This is a genomic window from Maribacter sp. (assembly GCA_020629415.1).
GTDB lineage: Bacteria > Bacteroidota > Bacteroidia > Flavobacteriales > Flavobacteriaceae > Maribacter > Maribacter huludaoensis.
In genome coordinates this window covers 11,601-31,535 of the sequence record JAHDDL010000019.1, presented here as the reverse complement: position 1 = coordinate 31,535, position 19,935 = coordinate 11,601, and the positions used below count along the sequence as shown (strand labels likewise).

The window sequence follows — 19,935 nt, the reverse complement described above, 5'->3', positions numbered from 1 at the left end:
ATGAAAGAAGTAGGTTTTATATTTGATTTGGACGGTGTTATTGTGGATACTGCTAAATATCATTATTTGGCATGGCGTAAGCTGGCAAACGAATTGGGTTTTGAATTTACCAAAGAACAAAATGAACTTTTTAAGGGCGTAAGTAGAAAAAGGTGTTTGGAAATTCTTTTGGATATTGGAAGTGTAAAAGCGACCCAAGAACAGTTCGATACTTGGATGATCGAAAAAAATGAAGATTATCTGGCATATATCCAAAAGATGGATGCTAGCGAGATTCTGCCAGATGTGCCTAGGGTATTGCAATATTTAAAGAATAAAAATGTTCCTATCGCGTTAGGTTCGGCAAGCAAAAATGCAAAGCCTATTTTAGAAAAAGTGGATCTATTGCCCTATTTTGATAGCATTGTTGACGGTAATAGCGTTACAAAGGCCAAACCAGATCCAGAAGTGTTTTTGATAGCGGCAAATAATTTAAATGTTAAAGCAGAATCATGTGTTGTTTTTGAAGATGCTGTTGCAGGTATTCAAGCTGCCAATGCGGCGGGTATGATAAGTATAGGCATAGGAGATGTTGACATACTACATGAAGCCGATTATAATTTCAAGGATTTTACGGAAATAGACGATAGTTTTTTAGAATTGTTACTTAATAAAAATCATAAATAATAATAGAAAATATTCTTAACTCTATTATAATTTCAACTCAATAGTAAATTAATGAATCAAGATTATATAAAACCGGATAATTGGAGCATTATCGAAGAAGGATTTGACAAGGAAAATGTGAAATCTTCTGAAAGTATATTTAGTATCGGTAACGGGGCAATGGGGCAACGTGCAAATTTCGAGGAAACCTATACGGGCGAGACTTTTCAGGGAAGCTATATTGCGGGTGTTTATTATCCGGATAAAACGCGTGTAGGGTGGTGGAAAAACGGTTATCCGGAATATTTTGCAAAAGTATTGAACGCTCCTAATTGGATAGGAATTAAAATTTATTTGAACGATCAAGAATTTGATTTGGCTACCTGTAAAAAGGTTTCAAATTTTAGAAGGGAGTTAAATATGCAAGAGGGGGTGTATACCCGTAGTTTTCAAGCGGTATCCTCTAACAATGTTGAGGTAGATGTTTTTGTAAAACGATTTTTAAGTTTAGATGTTGATGAAGTTGGTGCTATTTCGTACACAGTTAAAATTTTGAATGCCGATGCCAAAGTTGTATTTGAGCCATACCTAGATAGTGGTATTACCAACGAAGATAGTAACTGGGACGATAAATTCTGGAACACTACAAATGTAACCAGTTTAGATAACCGTGCTTTTATAGAGGCACATACCATGAAAACAGAATTTAAGACCTGTACGTTTATGCAGGCTTCTTTGGAGTATGATGGAAATCAGGTTTCGGCTATGCCGTCTGTAAAGACAGATAACTTCGTATCTGTAAAATATGAGCAGAACGTAAAAGCCGATACGGCCGTTACCTTAACAAAATTCGGTGGTTATGTAGTTTCAAGAAATCATCCAAACGAAGAGTTGGTACAGGTTGCCGATCATTGTTTAAATGAAGTAAATTCTCTTGGTTTTGATGGGTTGATAAAAAAACAAATAGCCGCTTGGTCAGCTATTTGGGAAATGAGCGACATTGTAATTGATGGAGATGTTAAGGCTCAGCAAGGTATTCGTTTTAATATTTTTCAATTGAATCAAACATACCTTGGTACAGATTCAAGGTTAAATATAGGTCCTAAAGGGTTTACAGGTGAAAAATATGGTGGTAGTACCTATTGGGATACAGAAGCATACTGTATTCCTTTCTACATGGCTACAAAAGATGATAAGGTGGCCAGAAAACTTTTAAAGTATAGGTACAATCATTTAGAAAAGGCTATTGAAAACGCTAAAAAGCTAGGTTTTTCAAATGGAGCGGCATTATATCCAATGGTTACCATGAACGGTGAGGAATGTCATAACGAGTGGGAAATTACTTTTGAAGAAATTCATAGAAATGGGGCTATAGCTTTCGCGATACATAATTACTATAGATATACAGGTGATTATAGTTACATACCGGAGATGGGTCTAGAAGTGCTCATTGGTATTTCTAGATTTTGGCACCAACGCGTAAACTTGTCAAAGGATAAGAACAAATATGTTATGCTTGGCGTTACAGGACCTAATGAATATGAGAACAATGTCAATAATAACTGGTATACCAACTATTTGGCTAAATGGTGTATTAATTATACGTTAACACAATTAGATAAGGTAAAAAGTGGCTATCCAGATGATTATCATAGAATAATAGGTAAAACTCAGCTTACGGATAGGGAGTGTGAAAAATGGAAGAAGGTAGCGACTAAAATGTATTTTCCGTATTCAAAAGAACACGGTGTATTTTTGCAACAAGACGGTTTTCTTGATAAGGACTTGGTAAAGGTAGATGAATTGCCAAAGTCAGAAAGACCAATTAATCAAAAATGGAGTTGGGATAGAATATTAAGGTCTCCTTATATTAAGCAAGCAGACGTATTGCAAGGTTTTTATTTTTTTGAAGAAGATTTCTCTACGGAAGACCTTGAGAGGCATTTTGATTTCTATGAACCTTTTACCGTTCATGAATCATCGTTGTCACCATGTGTGCATAGTATTCAAGCGGCTAAATTGGGTAGAATGGAGCAGGCTTATAATTTTTATCTAAGAACCTCTAGGTTAGATTTGGATGATTATAATAAGGAGGTAGAAGAAGGTTTACATATTACGTCTATGGCCGGCACATGGATGAGTATTGTTGAAGGCTTTGGTGGTATGCGGGTTATTAATGATAAATTATCGTTCAAACCTCAAATACCTGCTCAGTGGCAAGGATATTCATTTAAAGTTAATTTTAGAAATAGAATAATTAAGGTAAATGTAACCGCAAAGGAAACAACATTTGAATTAACGGGTACTGAAGAGGTGACCATTCGTGTAAACGGACAGAAAGTAGCCTTATCGCCCAATAAATTGATTACAGTATAAATAACCTTAGTTTTAATAGTATAAAATTAAAAATTGAACTGCCTCATGAATAGTAAGATTGTAATTTATCATGTATTTACCAGACTCTTTGGTAATACAAATACAAACAACAAGCCTTGGGGCACTATTGAGGAGAATGGGGTTGGTAAATTTGCCGATTTTAATAAAAAGGCACTCACAGAAATCAAAGGATTAGGTGTTACGCATATTTGGTTTACCGGTATTCCCCATCATGCGGTTATCAATGACTATACTGAAATTGGTATTTCTAACGACGATCCAGACGTGGTCAAGGGTAGGGCAGGATCACCTTACGCAGTTAAAGATTATTACAATGTTAACCCAGACCTGGCGAAAGACCCTTCAAAAAGGTTAAAAGAGTTCAAGTCTTTGGTAGATAGAACCCATAAAGCGGGTATGAAAGTAATCATAGATATTGTACCTAATCACGTAGCCAGAAAGTATGAGGGTAAAACAAATCCTAAAGGTGTTTCTGATTTTGGGTATGGAGATGATACATCGGTAGAATATCAAAAAGATAACAACTTTTATTACATTCCGGGAACGGATTTTAAAACTCCACATTGGCGAGAGGGTTATGTACCGTTGGGTGGTAATTTGCCAACTTTTTCGTATTCAAAATTAGAAGAGATACCTGCAAAGTGGACAGGTAACGGTTCTCGCAGTCCCCAACCGGATATGAACGATTGGTATGAAACCGTAAGAGTAAATTACGGGGTAAGACCAGACGGTAGATTGGATTTTGATATGTTGCCCAATGATTATGGAGAAAAGGATTGCAATGAGCATTTTGAGTTTTGGAAGAAAAGAGTAGTGCCAAGCTCTTGGAGAAAATTTAGGGATATTGCATTATATTGGCTGGCAATGGGCGTTGATGGTTTTAGGTATGATATGGCGGAAATGGTACCGGTTGAATTTTGGAGTTTTATGAACTCATCTATCAAAAAGGAAAACCCTGATGCTTTTTTAATGGCAGAAGTTTATAATCCAGATTTATATAGAACCTACATCCATAAGGGTAAAATGGACTATTTATATGATAAGGTAGACTTTTATGATGGACTTAAACATATCATGAAAGGTTATGGTTGGTCTGATCATTTACCGGTTGTACAAAATGGTTTGCAGGACATTGAGCATCATATGCTACACTTTTTGGAAAACCATGATGAGCAACGTATTGCTAGTCCTGAGTTTGTTGGTGATGCCGAAATTGGTAGACCGGCAATGGTTGTCTCCGCTACAATAAGTACATCTCCTACAATGATATATTTTGGTCAAGAGGTAGGAGAGCCGGCGGCGGAACATGCAGGTTTCGGTAGTCCGTCAAGAACTTCCATATTTGACTATATAGGTGTGCCGCATCACCAAAGATGGGTCAATAATAAAAAGTTTGATGGCGGCCAATCTACCCCCGAAGAAAAGGCTTTGCGAGATTTTTATAAGCGATTGTTAAACTTCACCATTACAAGTGAGGCCTTAATGGGCGCATATAGGGAGATTCATTTTTATAACAAAGAAATTACCGAAAACTATAACCACCGTGTATTGTCATATGTCCGTTGGTCTGAGAATCAAAAATTAATAATAGTTTCAAACTTTGATGTAAACGATCATTTTTCGTTCGATTTGAAAATACCTGTAGATTTGGTGAATCTGTGGAAATTAAAAGAAGGAATTTATCCATTGCACGATGCTCTCTATGGCCATGTAAATTCTTTACGTGTAGAAAATGGCGAAGGTCATATTTCTATTGACTTAAATCCTTTAGAATCCTTTATTTTTGAAATAAAATCATAAACCAATGCTTAAAAGATTAGCTTTATTTATCATTTGTTTCAGCATAGCATCTTGTCATATGAAAAAAGAACCTTTAGTTATTGGTCATAGAGGAGCTATGGGCCACGAAACTGAAAACACTTTGCCGTCAATTCAAAAAGCAATGGATCTGGGTGTAGATATGATCGAGATCGATGTTTTTAAAATTAAAAGTGGCGAGATCGTGGTTTTTCATGATGATAAGCTTGATAGATTGACCAATGCCCCTGGCAATATTGAAGAATACTATATTTTTGATTTAAAGAAAGTGATCGTTGACGGGGGGCATAAAATTCCTTTGCTTCAAGATGTTTTAAAGTTGATCGACAATAAAGTAACTTTAAATATAGAGTTAAAAGGCGCCGGTACTGCAGATAGGGTAAACCATATAATGAATGCCTATATAGAAAAAAGAAATTGGAGCGCAGATAATTTTATTATCTCTAGCTTTAATTGGAATGAACTACGTGAAATGCGTAAGTATAACCCTAATGTTGCAATTGCGGTATTGACAGAAGAAGACCCGGTTGATGCCATACCTGTGGCCAAAGAGCTGAATGCGGTAGCTATTAATCCTTATTTCAAGAATCTAGACATAGAAAAAGCTAATGAAATTAGAAATGCCGGACTTAAAATTTATACTTGGACAGTTAATGAACCTGCAGATATTGATGCTATGAAAAATGTAGGTGTAGATGGAATAATCACCAACTTTCCTGAACGGGTTAAATAATGTACGACGTTTTAGTAGTTGGTGGTGGGGCAGCAGGTTTTTATACTTCAATACACATTGCCGAAAAAAGGCCGAATACAAAAATTGCAATTTTGGAACGTGGCAAAGATGTTCTCACTAAAGTGAAAATTTCTGGTGGTGGCCGCTGTAATGTTACACATGCAGAATTTAATCCCGCAGATTTAAGCAAGAACTATCCAAGAGGTGAGAAAGAACTTTTAGGACCATTTCATACTTACGCAAGTGGTGATACCGTGGGCTTTTTTGAAGAAAGGGGAGTTGCCTTGAAAATTGAGGAAGATGGTAGAATGTTCCCGGTAACCAATACTTCACAAACTATTATTGATTGTTTTCTTTCAGAGGCAGATAGATTAGGTATACAGGTGAAAACACTTTGTTCTGTAACCGGAATAGAGCAAATTAAAGAGGAGAAAGAGGTGATATGGAAGGTTGCCATTGGTGATGGTCACATGTACTGTAAAAAACTTATGTTGGCATCTGGGAGTAATCCAAAAATCTGGAAGTATGTTGAAGGATTGGGGCATACTGTTGTTCCGCCCGTTCCCTCATTGTTTACGTTCAATATAAAAGATAGGCGTATTGGGGATATTCCTGGCGTAGCCACACATGCCGAGGTAAGGGTGCTACCGAAAAAGAATTTTGGTAAAAATTCTTTGAAATCAAAATTTGATGCGTCGGTCCTATTCTCGGACGGACCATTATTGATAACTCATTGGGGTATGAGCGGACCAGCTATTTTAAAGTTATCTGCATGGGGCGCAAGAATATTGGAGCAATACAATTACCAATTTAAAATTCAGGTGAATTGGGTTCCGGAATATCACCAAAACGGATTGTTAGAGTTGTTTTTAAAGGTAAAGCAGGTAGAAAAGAAGACTGTTTTAAGAACTAAAGTTCTTGACATTCCCAAACGCCTATGGGCAAATTTGGTACAGGCAGCTGGTATTGATGATATGACTTGGCCAGAAGTTTCAAAGCAACAATTAACTTCATTAGCAGAACAACTGACTGCGGGCATTTTTCAAGTAAATGGTAAAAGTACTTTTAAAGAAGAGTTTGTCACGGCCGGAGGTGTAGATTTAAAGGAAATCAACTTTAAGACATACGAAAGTAAAAAGCTGGCAGGTCTATATTTTGCAGGTGAAGTTATAAATGTAGATGCCATTACCGGCGGATTCAATTTTCAAAATGCATGGACAGGTGGTTATATTGCAGCCCAAGCCGTGGTTGAGGATTTAAATTCAAATTCCCAATAATATGATAACCTATGTAGCATTTCTAAGAGGTATCAATGTAAGCGGTAGGCATAAGGTTCAAATGGCCGGGTTAAAAGAATTGCTCTCCAAGCAAAAATTGGAAGACGTTAAAACGTACATACAAAGTGGTAATGTGGTATTTAGAAGTGAATTGGAAAATTCCAAAGAATTGGAAAATCTGATAGCTAAAGCGATTTTGAACCATTTTAATTTTGACGTTCCGGTCATAGTGATGACAATTTCTAAATTAAAAGAACTATTAGATCGTAATCCGTTTAAAACAGATGATGAGCATTTGCAAAAGCAAAATTACTTTGTTTTGTTAAAAGAGGTGCCAAGCGCAGAAGATGTAGAAAAATTAAGCAAAGAGACTTTTAAAACTGAAGACTTTTTAGTCGCCAATGACTGTATTTTTTTAAAATGTACAGCAGGTTATGGTAAGGCGAAATTGAATAATAATCTTATTGAGCGTAAGTTAAAGGTTGAGGCAACTACAAGAAATTATAGAACAATGAGTAAGATGTTAGAACTGTCCGTTTAGTTCAATTCCCATATTTTAAAATTTAGTGCCGTAGCAAAGCATAACCACAGAAAATATGGGGTCAATAGATACGCCGCAAATTTACTGACAACCTTAAACCATTTTATGGTAAGTGCCAGAACAATTAATAGCGCTATAATGATGAATAGGGCCAATAGGGGCTGTTTAAGTCCAAAAAAAACAATGCTCCACAAACCGTTTAAAAGTAATTGAAAGCCAAAATGATAAAGGCCGGTCTTGACCCACTTATGGTGAAAGCCTTTGGCCCATACCCAACCGGCAGAAATACCCATCATAATGTAAAGTACGCTCCAAACAGGGGCAAAAACCCAGTTTGGAGGATTAAAACTTGGCTTGTTCAATGTCATGTACCAAGTATTTACAGAGCTTTGTGTAACCACACTACTTAGAAACCCAATAGTTGAGCATATGAGAATTCCAATAATTACATATGTAAGTTTTCTTTTCAATTGGTTGGCGTTTAGCTCTAAAATAAGGATTTATTTTAATTGATAAGCCTAAAAACTATATTTGCACAAATTGAAAATTCAATGTCAGAAAAAGATTTTATTCCAGCCCCATATATATTATTGAAAGAAGAAGGTGAAGTGTCATATTCTTCTCCTAGTAATATTGCTTTGGTAAAATATTGGGGAAAGAAAGAAAATCAGATACCGGCAAACCCTTCTATCAGTTTTACTTTGGCTGCCTGTGTTACTAAAACCAGTGTACACTATAAAAAAAAGAATAATAAAGCTGATGCGTTTTCTTTCGATCTTTTTTTTGAGGGAGAGGTAAAAGAAGAGTTTAAGCCAAAAATCAATACATTTTTAAAGAGAATAGAGATCTATCTACCATTTTTAAAAGAGTATCACTTCGTAATCAAAACATCAAATTCTTTTCCGCATAGCAGTGGTATTGCATCATCGGCTAGTGGTATGTCTGCTTTGGCTTTATGTTTTATGGAGATGGAAAGAACGTTTCTAAAGACTCTTTCAGAAGAGCATTTTAACCGAAAGGTTTCATTTTTGGCAAGATTAGGCTCTGGTAGTGCATGTCGCAGTATTGAAGGACCTTTGGTAGAATGGGGAGAAACATCCTCAATGGAAGGAAGCTCAAACTTATTTGGAATAAAGTATCCTTATAATGTACATGAGGTGTTTAGTAATTTTCACGACACCATTTTATTGGTAGATAAAGGTGAGAAGCAGGTAAGTAGTACGGTGGGTCATGAGTTAATGCACGGGCACCCGTTCGCTACGCAGCGGTTTGACCAAGCACATAGTAATTTAGAGAAGTTAAAGTCCATCTTATCTGAAGGAGACCTAGATTCCTTCATAAATATTGTGGAAAGTGAAGCACTTACATTGCACGCCATGATGATGACGAGCAATCCGTATTTTATATTGATGAAACCAAATACACTTTCTATAATCAATGAGATTTGGAAATTTAGAGAGGCATCTAAAACCCATGTTTGCTTTACTTTAGATGCAGGAGCAAATGTGCATGTGTTATATCCTGAAAATGAAAAAGATATCGTTTTTCCGTTTATAAAAGATAAGTTAGTTTCTTATTGTCAAAATGGACAGTATATTTGCGATCGAATTGGTCTGGGTGCTAAGAAGTTGTAGTTAATTTAAGTACTATTTCTTTACAAAAAACGTTTGTAAGGAAACGGTCTGCACAATTTGTTTAACCTTTTAAGGTAAAACGTTCAACTTTATGTGGATCTTTGACTATATTTATATAAGTTTGAATGTTTGCTTAGTATTTAAAAAATGAAAGGACCCCTTTTTTATTCAAAAATTCTACTCTTTGGAGAGTATGGTATCATCAAAGATTCCAAAGGATTATCTATTCCCTACAACTTTTATAAGGGTGCTTTGAAATCCGATGCCAGCGTGTCAAAAGAGGCAACAAAATCTAATAAAAGTTTAGAGTCTTTTGCTTTGTATTTGGAGGAGCTTACAACAAAAGAGCCAAGTTTGGTTTCTTTTGATCTAGACCTTCTAAAAACAGATGTTGCAGCAGGTATGTATTTTGATAGTTCTATACCCCAAGGGTATGGTGTAGGTAGTAGTGGTGCCTTGGTAGCGGCTATTTATGATAAATATGCGCAAGATAAAATAACGGTATTAGAGAATTTAACTAGGGAAAAACTGTTGAAGCTAAAAACGATATTTGGTAAAATGGAATCATTTTTTCACGGAAAATCATCTGGTCTAGATCCATTGAACAGTTATTTAAGCCTGCCAATACTTATAAATTCTAAAGATAATATTGAATCTACTAGTATTCCTTCTCAAAATGCAGAAGGTAAAGGTGCAGTGTTTCTGTTAGATAGTGGCATTATTGGTGAAACCGCGCCAATGGTTCAGATTTTCATGGAACAAATGAAAAATGATGGTTTTAGGAGTATGTTGAAAAACCAGTTCATTAAACATACAGATGCTTGTGTAGAAGATTTTGTGAATGGCAATATTCAATCCTTATTCGGTAATTTAAAACAACTTTCACATGTTGTTTTTGATAATTTTAAACCTATGATTCCTGCTAAGTTTCATGCTTTATGGAAAAATGGAATAGATACCAATGACTATTACTTAAAGCTTTGTGGCTCAGGTGGTGGTGGTTACATATTAGGTTTTACAGAAGATTTTGAAAAAGCTAAAACTGCGTTAAAAGACTATAAATTAGAAGTAGTCTATAATTTTTAGGTAATTTTCATAAATGCTTAATAGAAGAAATAAACTCTTACTTTTAAAAGTACTGAGTCTTTTTTCAGTGGTTAGAGGTTATAATATTCTAGTTATAGCGCTAGCTCAATATTTGGCGTCTATTTATATACTTGCCCCGGAGCTTCCGGTCCGTAAAGTTGTTTTTGATATTAACCTTTTTGTTATTGTATTGGCATCTGCCTTGGTCATTGCAGGTGGTTATATTATAAATAATTTTTACGACGCAGAGAAAGACCTTATCAATAAACCACGAAAAAGTATGTTGGACCGTTTGGTAAGTCAGCGGTTTAAATTAACAACTTATTTTGTGCTAAATTTTTTGGCAGTGGTGGTCGCCAGCTATGTTTCATTTAAAGCGGTATTCTTTTTCTCATCTTACATTTTTGGGATATGGATCTATTCACATAAGTTAAAACGAATTCCATTTTTGGGAAACTTTATATCGGCTACACTGGCCATTACGCCCTTTTTTGTAGTATTTGTTTATTATAAGAATATTCAACCGGTAATTTTTGTACATGCGGTGTTTCTCTTTTTGTTGATTCTCGCACGTGAAATGGTGAAAGATTTGGAAAATATATCAGGAGATTTAGCTCAGAATTATAGAACTATACCAATAATTTATGGTGCCCGAACTTCTAAATTTTTCATTTGTACATTAATATTTTTGACCTTGGTACCGTCCCTTTTGTTGATTTTTAAGTTTGACGTGGGTTATATGAACTATTATTTTATGTTGTGTGTCATATTACTGGTATTGTTTATAGTTCTTTTATTTAAGGCAAACGCGCGGAAAGACTATGTTTGGCTGCACAACATATTAAAACTCATCATAGTTATGGGAGTTTTTGGTATTCTTTTAATAGATGTGCACCTTGTTTTAAATAGAATAGTATAGTTGTTCGTAATATGTTACATATAACTATTTGAACCGCAACGCAATTTCCTACCTTTGTACAAAATTAGTACAGTTATGAGTAGGGATGATTCTAGTAGGGGAAAAAATGCTTCGGGAAGGCAAGGGGGTAATTTCAAAAAGAAGAGCTATGCTCGTGGAAATGCGCCCATAAAGAAAAACGTAACGCCTGCGAAGCCCCAAGATCCAAATTCAATAAGATTAAATAAGTATGTGGCCAACTCTGGAGTATGTTCAAGAAGAGATGCGGATATTTATATTGCTGCCGGTAATGTAACTGTAAATGGTAAGCCTATAACTGAAATGGGTTATAAGGTTAAATTGAGCGATGAGGTAAAATTTGATGGTCAGTTATTGAATCCCGTTAAGAGAGAGTATGTGCTTTTGAACAAACCCAAGGATTTCGTTACTACGATAAGGGATGAGCGTGGCAAGAGACATGTTTCCGGGTTAATATCAAGTGCTTCTAAGTCAAAATTACTACCCGTTGATAAATTGGAAAAAGAACATACAGGTTTACTTTTGTTTACCAATGATGGTAATATGACCAAGACGTTAAAAAGCCCTATCAACGGTCTACGCAAAATATATCATTTAGTACTTGAGCAAGAATTACGAAGTGCCGATTTAAAGAAAATTCAAGAAGGGGTCGTTGTAGATGAAAAAGTAGTTCGTGTACAGGATATTAGTTTCATAGCGGATGCTCCCAAAAGGGAAGTTGGTATTGAAATTTATAGTTCTAGAAATAAAATTGTAGAGCGTTTGTTTGAAACCTTAGGATATAGGATCCAAAAATTGGATAGGGTAGTTTATGGTGGTCTTACCAAAAAAGATTTACCAAGAGGGCATTGGAGATATTTGACAGAACAAGAAATCATTAATTTCAAAATAATCAAATAGTACATGCTCCTTGTCTTAATAAAGGCTATAGCATATGAAATTATTTCAGTGTACCAATTGTAAGAATAGGGTTGTTTTTGAGAACAAAATTTGTTTAAACTGCGGTTTTAAACTTGGCTATTCTTCATATTATAATAAAATTGTTTCATTAGATCCAAGCGCCACTACATGGCAGGTTAAGGAACTGGACGGGAAGACCTATGAGTATTGTGAGAACTATAAGCACACGGTCTGTAACTGGTTGGTAGACGTTTCTAGAGGTCGCAAATTCTGCCTTGCCTGTACCCTAAACAGAACAATTCCGCATCTTTTAGATGATGATAATCTAGAAAAATGGAAACATATTGAGGTTGCCAAGCATAGATTGGTATATCAATTATTACGTTTTAGACTGCCGGTAGTTAGTAAAACAGTAGATGATGAGAAAGGTTTTTGCTTTGATTTTTTAGAGAAAGATGAGCTTCCAGAAGAATCAAAAGGATTAAAAACGGGTCATGCAAATGGTGTAATTACCCTTATGATAGCGGAAGCGGACCCTGTTGTTCGCGAGCAGGTAAAACAGCAAATGGCAGAACGGTATAGAACTTTACTTGGTCATTTTAGACATGAAGTGGGGCATTATTATTGGGATTTGCTAATTCGTGATAATCCGGAAGTATTAGCGGAATTTAGAGACATTTTTGGTGATGAATCTCAATCGTATGCAGATGCGTTGACCACCCATTACAATAATGGTCCAAAGGCAAATTGGCAACAAAGTTTTATAAGTAAATATGCATCGTCCCACCCTTGGGAAGACTGGGCAGAAACATGGTCTCATTACTTGCACTTAACTGATGTATTGGAAACCGCCTATAATTTCGGTCTAAAATCAGATCCCAAAATTACCGCTAAGAAAAGCCTGAAAATGAATGCTGCTTTTGATCCATATACCGTTACTGATTTTAGTAGAATAATGGAAACAGGTATACCCCTTTTATTTACACTTAATAGTATGAACCGTTCTTTGGGAGAAGACGATCCCTATCCGTTTATAATCTCAAAACCTGTAGAGAAAAAATTAGAGTTCATTCATAAATTGTTGAAAGGTATTTAATCTCTACTAAACCCTTGCCCAAAACGATAGGTAGCAATAATACCATGGGTGTTTCCTAATGTAGAATTGTTAGTGGCTACATTGTAACTGTAAATTGCCCTTATATTTTTAAACAAGTATACACCGGCCAATAAATTTATTGATGAGTTAGACCTATAGCCTGTACCTAATTCAAAACGATTTTTAAAGCTTACGGCTATATTCATATCTATTTGAAAGGGCGCGCCATTTTCATATTTCAGCAATAAGTTGGGCTTTATCATTAGTTCTTCAAATTTATTGGAGAAAAAACGATAGCCAAAATATCCGTAATAGGGAACATTTATTTCTACATTATCATCTGAAACGAGCATGTCCCCAATTACGTTAGGTGTTGAAAACCCTACATAAACGTCTGCCAGGTTCAATAAAAATCCCAAGCCTATTGTTGGTACTGTAGCATTAATGTTCATTGCAAAATTAGGATCATCCATTATTCCTAATTCCAATAAGTTATCTTGATATTGTTGTACTCCAGGTGAAATGGAAAATGATAATGAATTAGGAGTATAGATTTGCCAGTAGGGCCTATTCTTTTTTGTATCAAAGAAAATTTTATAGGAGTATGTGGCAAAAGCACTAGTTGAGGTGGTTACACCAATTTCATCTCTTATTAATCCTGCTCCTAAACCTATTTTACCTCTATTTAAAGGCGTGTGAAAACTTAATGCAAAGCTTTTGGGACTTCCCTCAATTTGGTTAAAGGTGCCCGTGTTGCTAATGCCTATTTCTGCGCTTGGAGCCAACCCGGCAAATGCCGAGTTAATTAAGTACGGATTGTAATTATATTCCGAAAAAGTAGGGGTTTGTTGTGCCGTGCCGTTGTTGATCAAGGCAAAGCTTACTAACGCCATTAAAGCGATGTTCTTATATAAATTTTGCATGTTTTTATCGCTTTAAAACAAGGAAGCCTTGTGTTTTTCTTAAAATAGTTTCACCATCAATTTCAATGTTGAAAAAGTAAGTACCTGACGGTAACTGATCCGCACCTAATTTAGTGCTCATATTGGCGGTACCTGAAAATACGTTAGAGGCATTATCGTAATTTTTAATCTGAAACACCATGTCTCCCCATCGGTTATAGATGCTGACGACATTTTCGGGATAATACTCAATATGCTCTATATGCCAATACTCGTTTATTCCATCACCATCGGGCGAAAAGCCATATTTGGTTTCATCCTCAGGTAGTAAAGTGGTAAAACTTTGTTGGTCACAAGCCATAGCCTCGCCAACACTGTTGTAAGGAATTATGGTGACGTAAATTTCAGTATTGAACGGGAACTCTTCGCCATGGGTGTATTGCGTAGCTATACCCATATCTAAATTGTCAACAATATCATTTGTTTCCGGAGAGGTTCCAATAGAGATACGGTATCCATCTATTTTATCGACATCTTCCCAAGTAATTGTACTCTCTAGAGGAACATTGGTTTCGCCGTTTGCCGGACTCATTAAGGATGAGCAATTAGGGGCAATGATTTCTGTGGTGAAACTATCATAGTTGCAACCAATGGCATCTCCAGAGGTGTTATAGGGAATAATACTTACAAAAATCAAGGTTTCAGAAGGCAGGTCTTCATTTAATATGTAGCTGGTTAAAGATGCAACATCTTCATTATTTACAATATCATTACCGTTAGCGCTTGTACCTATAGAAATTCTATAACCATCTGCATCGTTAGAGGCATTCCATTCAATGTCAGCGGTTACAGCAACGTTATTTGTATTTTGTAAAGCACTGATCAAATTGGTACAAGACGGTAATGGTCTAATGGTAAAGCTTTCTGCAGTACAACCTATGGCATCACCAACTTCATTAAATGGAACAATAGTTACTGTAACGGTTTCTCCTTGGTTAAATTCATTAGGAAAAACATATAAAGTATCTGTAATTTCTAAATTGGTTACATTGTTTTCTGTACTGTTATTTGCGGTTATAGTCAGTTTGTAGCCATTGGCATTAGGTATGGTGTTCCATGAGATTTCATTTACTTCCGTCAATTCTTCACCGTCTATTGGAGCTATTAAATTTGTACAATTTGGTATGGCCTTTATATTAAAACTTTCAGAGGAACATCCAAGGGCTTCGCCAGCATTATTATAAGGTGTTATAATTACCTCAATAGTTTCACCTTGTTCAAAATCGCTAGCAAAGGTATAAGTGTTACCAGTAGTAATATCTAGTTCGTTGATGTTATTTGCTGAACTAGAACTACCGGTTACGGTGAGCAGATAACCATCGGCTTCGGCAACTTCTGTCCATTCTAAATCAGTGTTCACTGGCACATCTATAGCACCATTTGCCGGTAGAACTAGGGTAGCACAAGCAGGTACGGCTTCTATGGTGAAGCTTTCTGTATTACAACCAATGGCATTACCAGATTCGTTATATGGAGTTATGGTTACCGATACCGTTTCTCCCTGGGTGAAATTTTCTGAGAAGTTTAAAGAGGTGTTTGTGGTTTTAAAATCTGTTACATTATTAGTTGTACTTGAGCTTCCTGAAACGGTTACAAAGTATCCAATAGCATCGGTTACTGTATTCCAGGAGATTGAGGTGTTTGTCACAACTGCCATATCACCATTTATTGGTTGTGCTAAGTTGGTGCATGTAGGTACTGGTTTTATGGTAAATGTTTCTGTAGTACAGCCGGTTGCCTCACCAGAATTATTGTATGGTTTTATGGTTACGGTTATTGTTTCACCTTGTATAAAATCACCCGTAAAATCATAAGAAGTTGCGATAACATCAACCTCGGTTAGGTTGTTGTTAGTGCTTTCACTTGCGGTGACGGTTAATTTGTAGCCAGTTGCTCCGGTTACGGCATTCCAACTAATATCGGTATCGATATCTGCATCTAAAGTATTGTTCAAAGGGGTAATTAGTGTTGTACAGTTAGGTACCGGTGGCGGTACTATAGTAAACGATTCAGATGTACACCCAGAGGCTTCTCCGCTATCGTTGTAGGGTTTTATGGTAACAGTAACCGTTTCGCCTTGTATAAAATCATTGGAAAAATCAAAAGTTGTACCTGTTGTTATTTCAAAATCGGTCATATTGTTTGCGGTACTATTACTGGCAATTACGGTGACCCTATAACCATCTGCATTCGTTACTGCATTCCACTCGATAGAAGTGTCAACATCAATATTGGTGTCATTGTTGGCAGGTGCTATTAAGTTGGTACAAGAAGGAATTGGTTTAATTGTAAAATTTTCAGAACTACAGCCAATAGCTTCACCTATTTCATTGTATGGTATTATGGTAACGGTAACGGTTTCTCCTTGTACAAATTCGTTGGTAAAATTATAGCTATTACCTGAGGTAATATCTAATTCACTAACATTGTTTTCTGAACTGATGCTACCATTGATAGATATAATATAGCCATTGGCGTCAGTAACTTCTGCCCACTCAATATTTGTATTTACGGCTGCATTGTTAGCGCCATTTAATGGTGCTGTTAAATTAGTGCAATTTGGTATTGATTTTATGGTAAAACTTTCAGAAACACAACCCATAGGGCTGCCTGTGGAGTTATAAGGGACAATATTTACGGTAACGGTTTCACCTGGTTCAAAATCGTTAGCAAAGTCATAGGTGTTATCTGATATAATGTCTATATCGGTCACATTGTTATTGGTGCTGCTGCTCGCTGTAACAGTTAGCTTATATCCGTCCGCATCTGCGATAATATTCCATTCAAGGTTAGTGTTGGGTGCAATATTTGTCGCATTGTTGGTCGGGCTTATCAATGAAGTGCACAAAGGAGGTTGAGGTCCGGAGCTTTTAATGGTGAAGCTTTCAGAAGAACATGTTGCATCTCCTAAAGAGTTTGTTGGTGTTATGGATACCGTAACAATATCACCTTCAGGAAATTCTTGTGCAAATGAATGTGAAAGCGTATTGCCAATATTGGTTTCTGCCAGATTGTTCGTACCACTTGTTGAGGTTATCGATAATTTATAGCTATCAGCGGCATTTGCCGGATACCAAGAAATATTGGTTATAGTACTAGGTACATTGGTGTCATTATTTATAGGATATTCAAGTGAGGTACATTCTGTAGCTATAATATCGGAATTAGTGTTGAATGATTCTGTAGTACATCCGCCAAAATCACCATCGTCAAAATATGGGGTTATTTGAACGGATATTTCCGTATTACTAGGTAAGTTGGCGTCAAAATTGAAAAGGGTAACATCGCCAACATCTAAATCTATAATAGAGCTACCTTCATATTCAATAGGAGTACCCGTATCAACGTTCATAACAGTAATTTTGTAACCGCAGGCCCCAGGGTTGTCGTTCCATTCAATACCTGTATTTATAGGTACATTGATGTCGTTATTGGCAGGGTTTAAAAGTGTTACGCAATTTTTAGTGGCATTAACGGTCAAAGTTATGTCGTTGCGGATCAATAAAAGATTTTTGCCATTGGTGCCGGGTGCATCTAAATTTTCAAATGGAACTAGCTCACTGGTAATTTCTGAATGATAAACTCCGGCATCACAAGTATTTATATCGTTCAAAATCAGTTCCGGTGCATCTGGGGCATCGGTTATCTCAACGCCATCCTTAAACCATTTGTAGTGGTTTTGAGAACCACGTACCGTTGTGGTCAAAATGAGGTTGTCACCGGCATTTCCGGTTAAAGATTCTATTGCATTGACCTTCGCTTGCGGAGCATAGGTGTAGTCTCTCATTACTACATCTGCTGACGGACCAATAGATTGTGTAGTTAATAGGCCAACAAGGTCTAAATGTTGATTTTCAAAATCTCCAAAATGGAAATAGTTGTTTTCTATATTAAACCACCACCGCCTATGCTGTGTAGTACTAGGGTCGTTATCCGTATAAATAGCATAAAAATCTGGAATAGCTCCAGTTAGTAAATTGTTATTGGCTTTGAAATAGACATCACTAAGATTGGCTTTGGTAACTATTTTATCATAAAAATCGTTTATAATTTTTGTACCGGGAAACAAGTTGAATGAAATATCCAAAAATCGTAAACCAGGATTTAGGTCAATATTCAGAGATTCTATTTGATTATTGTTCGCATATAAAATATCTAATTCAGCATTCTGGGTTAAGTCAAGACCATTTGTAGTGAACAAGTTATTTCCAATGTTTAATTGCCTAAGTTCTATGTTGTTTGTAACATCTAAATCAGGAAATTGATTGAAATGAAGGCGTAAATATTCCAAATCCAAGTTTTGGGATAAGTCTATAGTACTTAGTTGATTGTTATTGGCATCAAACGTATTTAATAATGTGTTTTGGGTTACGTCTATTGTTGTAAGGTTATTTCTTGAAACATCAAGCCGTGTTAGTTTACTGTTCTGCGTCAAGTCTACTGTATTCATTAAATTGTTGGGTAGACTAATGCTGGTCAATTCAAGATTAGAAGTTACATCGATCTGTAAGGGTGTGCTTCCGTAATTATTTCTAATGTCTAAATTCGTTAGTTCTGGAACTATTGATAAATCTACGGGAACATTGATTTCATGACCCCATATGCGTATGGAAGTCAGTGTGTTCGTATTTGGTAACTGAAAACTTTCAGTACTAGTTGATGATAATTCGAATCTCTCTAAAGCAATCATTTCCGAGACATCTACCGTTTGAAAATCAATACTGTTTAATTCTAATTTTTTAAGAGCAGTTCTTAGATTAGGATAAATAATGTTGACATCAACTCTACTTCCAACAATTCTAAAGTCAATATCACCTTCAAGTAAGGATAGGTCTATAACAGGAACACTTAATTGAGCGATGTCAATATCTACAAGAGTTGGAGTTGTGGGCAACGTTAGGGAAGTAATACTTTCAAAAGTTGATACATTGATTTTTTCCAAGGCTAGGTTGTTAGAAAAATCTAAACTTGGTATTGTTGGTATAGGTGCAGCGGAACTTGCTCGTATTTCAAATTCTTTTAGTGCGGTATTTTGGGATAGATTTAAACTGGCGAGTTGTTGATTGTTTCTAAAAGTTAATTCTTCTAATAAGGTCAAAGTGTTTAACGGAAGCGTTAAAAATTGATTTGAACCTGCATTTAAAGATATCAGGTTTACAAAAGCCTCTAAACCACTAAAATCGGTGATATCATTTCTTGAAATATTAAGGTTGGTAACACCTTCTGCATCTACATCTAGAATATTTCCATTAACACCATTGGTGTCAATGCCCGTATCTACCAAAAACTGCTCGAAATTTCCGTCTGGTATCGGGGTGGTCTGAGCAAAAAGATTTATACTTAAAAATAGAAGAATAAGGGTGATACTCTTTTTAAAAAATGACATTTTGGTTGGTTTGATCAAGTGTGTTCATCAAATATGCCTATGAATGACAAGTGTTAAAATTAATTGTTGTGAAAAGGCGATAAACGGTTGTGTAAGAGAATTCTTTGATTGCCACTGTAGTTATAAGGGGATCTCTAGGCTTTAAGAGACACTATTTTCTTGGATTGGACTACAAAGAATTTTTTATCTAGAGTAATTTTAACAAGAGTGTGAATCCAATAAACTATGTCAATTAATACTGAAGGAACAATCACCAAATTTAAACTAACTCATCTCCCTAAGTTATTACTAAAAACTTATGAGGGATGGATGGAAAAAGAGCCCTTTCAAATTAGTGCCGTAATTGCTTATTACGCAATTTTATCTTTACCAGGATTGCTTATTTTAATATTGGAAATAGTAGGTGGTATTTGGGGCAAGGAGATTGTTCAGGGTGAGTTGTTCGCCGAAATATCTTCTGCTATGGGTCCTGATACGGCACAATCTATACAAGATATCATTAAAAATCAAGGCAGTCAGCAAA

Annotated in this window: 14 protein-coding genes and 1 pseudogene; 12 read left to right on the top strand and 3 right to left on the bottom strand. The window is 35.9% G+C overall.

What is annotated here, in order from left to right:
- The 6 genes from pgmB to QZ657_RS09430 are packed head-to-tail and all read left to right on the top strand — an operon-like array spanning position 1 to position 7,411.
- Positions 1–666 (top strand): beta-phosphoglucomutase, encoded by a 666-nt coding sequence (gene pgmB, locus QZ657_RS09455; RefSeq protein WP_291960330.1) that lies wholly within the window; start codon positions 1–3, stop codon positions 664–666.
- A gap of 51 nt (positions 667–717) precedes the next feature.
- Positions 718–3,021 (top strand): glycoside hydrolase family 65 protein, encoded by a 2,304-nt coding sequence (locus tag QZ657_RS09450; RefSeq protein ID WP_291966499.1) that lies wholly within the window; start codon positions 718–720, stop codon positions 3,019–3,021.
- 45 nt (positions 3,022–3,066) lie between these two features.
- Complete coding sequence (locus tag QZ657_RS09445; RefSeq protein ID WP_291966498.1) at positions 3,067–4,842, top strand: alpha-amylase family protein; 1,776 nt, start codon at positions 3,067–3,069, stop codon at positions 4,840–4,842.
- A 58-nt stretch (positions 4,843–4,900) separates the two neighbouring features.
- Entirely contained in the window at positions 4,901–5,593 is a 693-nt protein-coding gene (locus tag QZ657_RS09440) for a glycerophosphodiester phosphodiesterase (protein ID WP_291966495.1), read from the top strand.
- Positions 5,593–6,870, top strand: a complete 1,278-nt coding sequence (locus QZ657_RS09435; protein ID WP_291960324.1) for an NAD(P)/FAD-dependent oxidoreductase — start codon at positions 5,593–5,595, stop codon at positions 6,868–6,870. Before QZ657_RS09440 ends, QZ657_RS09435 begins: the two co-directional genes overlap by 1 nt.
- Position 6,871: 1 nt before the next feature.
- On the top strand, positions 6,872–7,411 hold the full coding sequence (locus tag QZ657_RS09430; RefSeq protein WP_291966493.1) for a DUF1697 domain-containing protein: 540 nt from the start codon (positions 6,872–6,874) through the stop codon (positions 7,409–7,411).
- Here QZ657_RS09430 and QZ657_RS09425 read toward each other — a convergent pair.
- Entirely contained in the window at positions 7,408–7,881 is a 474-nt protein-coding gene (locus QZ657_RS09425) for a TspO/MBR family protein (RefSeq protein ID WP_291966491.1), read from the bottom strand. The genes QZ657_RS09430 and QZ657_RS09425 overlap by 4 nt on opposite strands.
- Before the next feature lie 81 nt (positions 7,882–7,962).
- On the opposite strand from QZ657_RS09425, the gene QZ657_RS09420 reads away from it, so the two are divergent.
- The 5 genes from QZ657_RS09420 to QZ657_RS09400 all read left to right on the top strand — a co-directional run bounded on the left by QZ657_RS09420 (position 7,963) and on the right by QZ657_RS09400 (position 13,064).
- Positions 7,963–9,045, top strand: a complete 1,083-nt coding sequence (locus QZ657_RS09420) for a diphosphomevalonate/mevalonate 3,5-bisphosphate decarboxylase family protein (protein WP_291966489.1) — start codon at positions 7,963–7,965, stop codon at positions 9,043–9,045.
- Positions 9,046–9,192: 147 nt separating this feature from the next.
- A complete protein-coding gene (locus tag QZ657_RS09415; protein WP_291966487.1) occupies positions 9,193–10,131 on the top strand; it encodes a mevalonate kinase in 939 nt (312 codons plus the stop codon).
- Between the two features lie 13 nt (positions 10,132–10,144).
- Positions 10,145–11,050: a geranylgeranylglycerol-phosphate geranylgeranyltransferase gene (locus tag QZ657_RS09410; protein WP_291960315.1), complete on the top strand. Its 906-nt coding sequence runs from the start codon at positions 10,145–10,147 to the stop codon at positions 11,048–11,050.
- 75 nt (positions 11,051–11,125) lie between these two features.
- Entirely contained in the window at positions 11,126–11,968 is an 843-nt protein-coding gene (locus QZ657_RS09405) for a pseudouridine synthase (RefSeq protein WP_291966485.1), read from the top strand.
- 34 nt (positions 11,969–12,002) lie between these two features.
- Positions 12,003–13,064 (top strand): putative zinc-binding metallopeptidase, encoded by a 1,062-nt coding sequence (locus QZ657_RS09400; RefSeq protein ID WP_291966483.1) that lies wholly within the window; start codon positions 12,003–12,005, stop codon positions 13,062–13,064.
- On the opposite strand, the gene QZ657_RS09395 is transcribed toward QZ657_RS09400, so the two are convergent.
- Together QZ657_RS09395 and QZ657_RS09390 are read right to left on the bottom strand one after the other, a co-directional pair.
- Complete coding sequence (locus QZ657_RS09395) at positions 13,061–13,987, bottom strand: PorP/SprF family type IX secretion system membrane protein (protein ID WP_291966481.1); 927 nt, start codon at positions 13,985–13,987, stop codon at positions 13,061–13,063. The two genes, QZ657_RS09400 and QZ657_RS09395, sit on opposite strands and share 4 nt — an antisense overlap.
- 4 nt (positions 13,988–13,991) lie before the next feature.
- Entirely contained in the window at positions 13,992–19,412 is a 5,421-nt protein-coding gene (locus tag QZ657_RS09390; protein ID WP_291966480.1) for a gliding motility-associated C-terminal domain-containing protein, read from the bottom strand.
- 225 nt (positions 19,413–19,637) lie between these two features.
- On the opposite strand from QZ657_RS09390, the pseudogene QZ657_RS09385 reads away from it, so the two are divergent.
- Positions 19,638–19,935 (top strand): annotated as a pseudogene (locus tag QZ657_RS09385) (ribonuclease BN); the annotation flags it as partial.

Bases quoted from the DNA above. Each gene is read 5' to 3' on its own strand.
- pgmB (WP_291960330.1), top strand. From the start codon at position 1: ATGAAAGAAGTAGGTTTTATATTTGATTTGGACGGTGTTATTGTGGAT.
- QZ657_RS09450 (WP_291966499.1), top strand. From the start codon at position 718: ATGAATCAAGATTATATAAAACCGGATAATTGGAGCATTATCGAAGAA.
- QZ657_RS09445 (WP_291966498.1), top strand. From the start codon at position 3,067: ATGAATAGTAAGATTGTAATTTATCATGTATTTACCAGACTCTTTGGT.
- QZ657_RS09440 (WP_291966495.1), top strand. From the start codon at position 4,901: ATGAAAAAAGAACCTTTAGTTATTGGTCATAGAGGAGCTATGGGCCAC.
- QZ657_RS09435 (WP_291960324.1), top strand. From the start codon at position 5,593: ATGTACGACGTTTTAGTAGTTGGTGGTGGGGCAGCAGGTTTTTATACT.
- QZ657_RS09430 (WP_291966493.1), top strand. From the start codon at position 6,872: ATGATAACCTATGTAGCATTTCTAAGAGGTATCAATGTAAGCGGTAGG.
- QZ657_RS09420 (WP_291966489.1), top strand. From the start codon at position 7,963: ATGTCAGAAAAAGATTTTATTCCAGCCCCATATATATTATTGAAAGAA.
- QZ657_RS09415 (WP_291966487.1), top strand. From the start codon at position 9,193: ATGAAAGGACCCCTTTTTTATTCAAAAATTCTACTCTTTGGAGAGTAT.
- QZ657_RS09410 (WP_291960315.1), top strand. From the start codon at position 10,145: ATGCTTAATAGAAGAAATAAACTCTTACTTTTAAAAGTACTGAGTCTT.
- QZ657_RS09405 (WP_291966485.1), top strand. From the start codon at position 11,126: ATGAGTAGGGATGATTCTAGTAGGGGAAAAAATGCTTCGGGAAGGCAA.
- QZ657_RS09400 (WP_291966483.1), top strand. From the start codon at position 12,003: ATGAAATTATTTCAGTGTACCAATTGTAAGAATAGGGTTGTTTTTGAG.
- QZ657_RS09395 (WP_291966481.1), bottom strand. From the start codon at position 13,987: ATGCAAAATTTATATAAGAACATCGCTTTAATGGCGTTAGTAAGCTTT.
- QZ657_RS09390 (WP_291966480.1), bottom strand. From the start codon at position 19,412: ATGTCATTTTTTAAAAAGAGTATCACCCTTATTCTTCTATTTTTAAGT.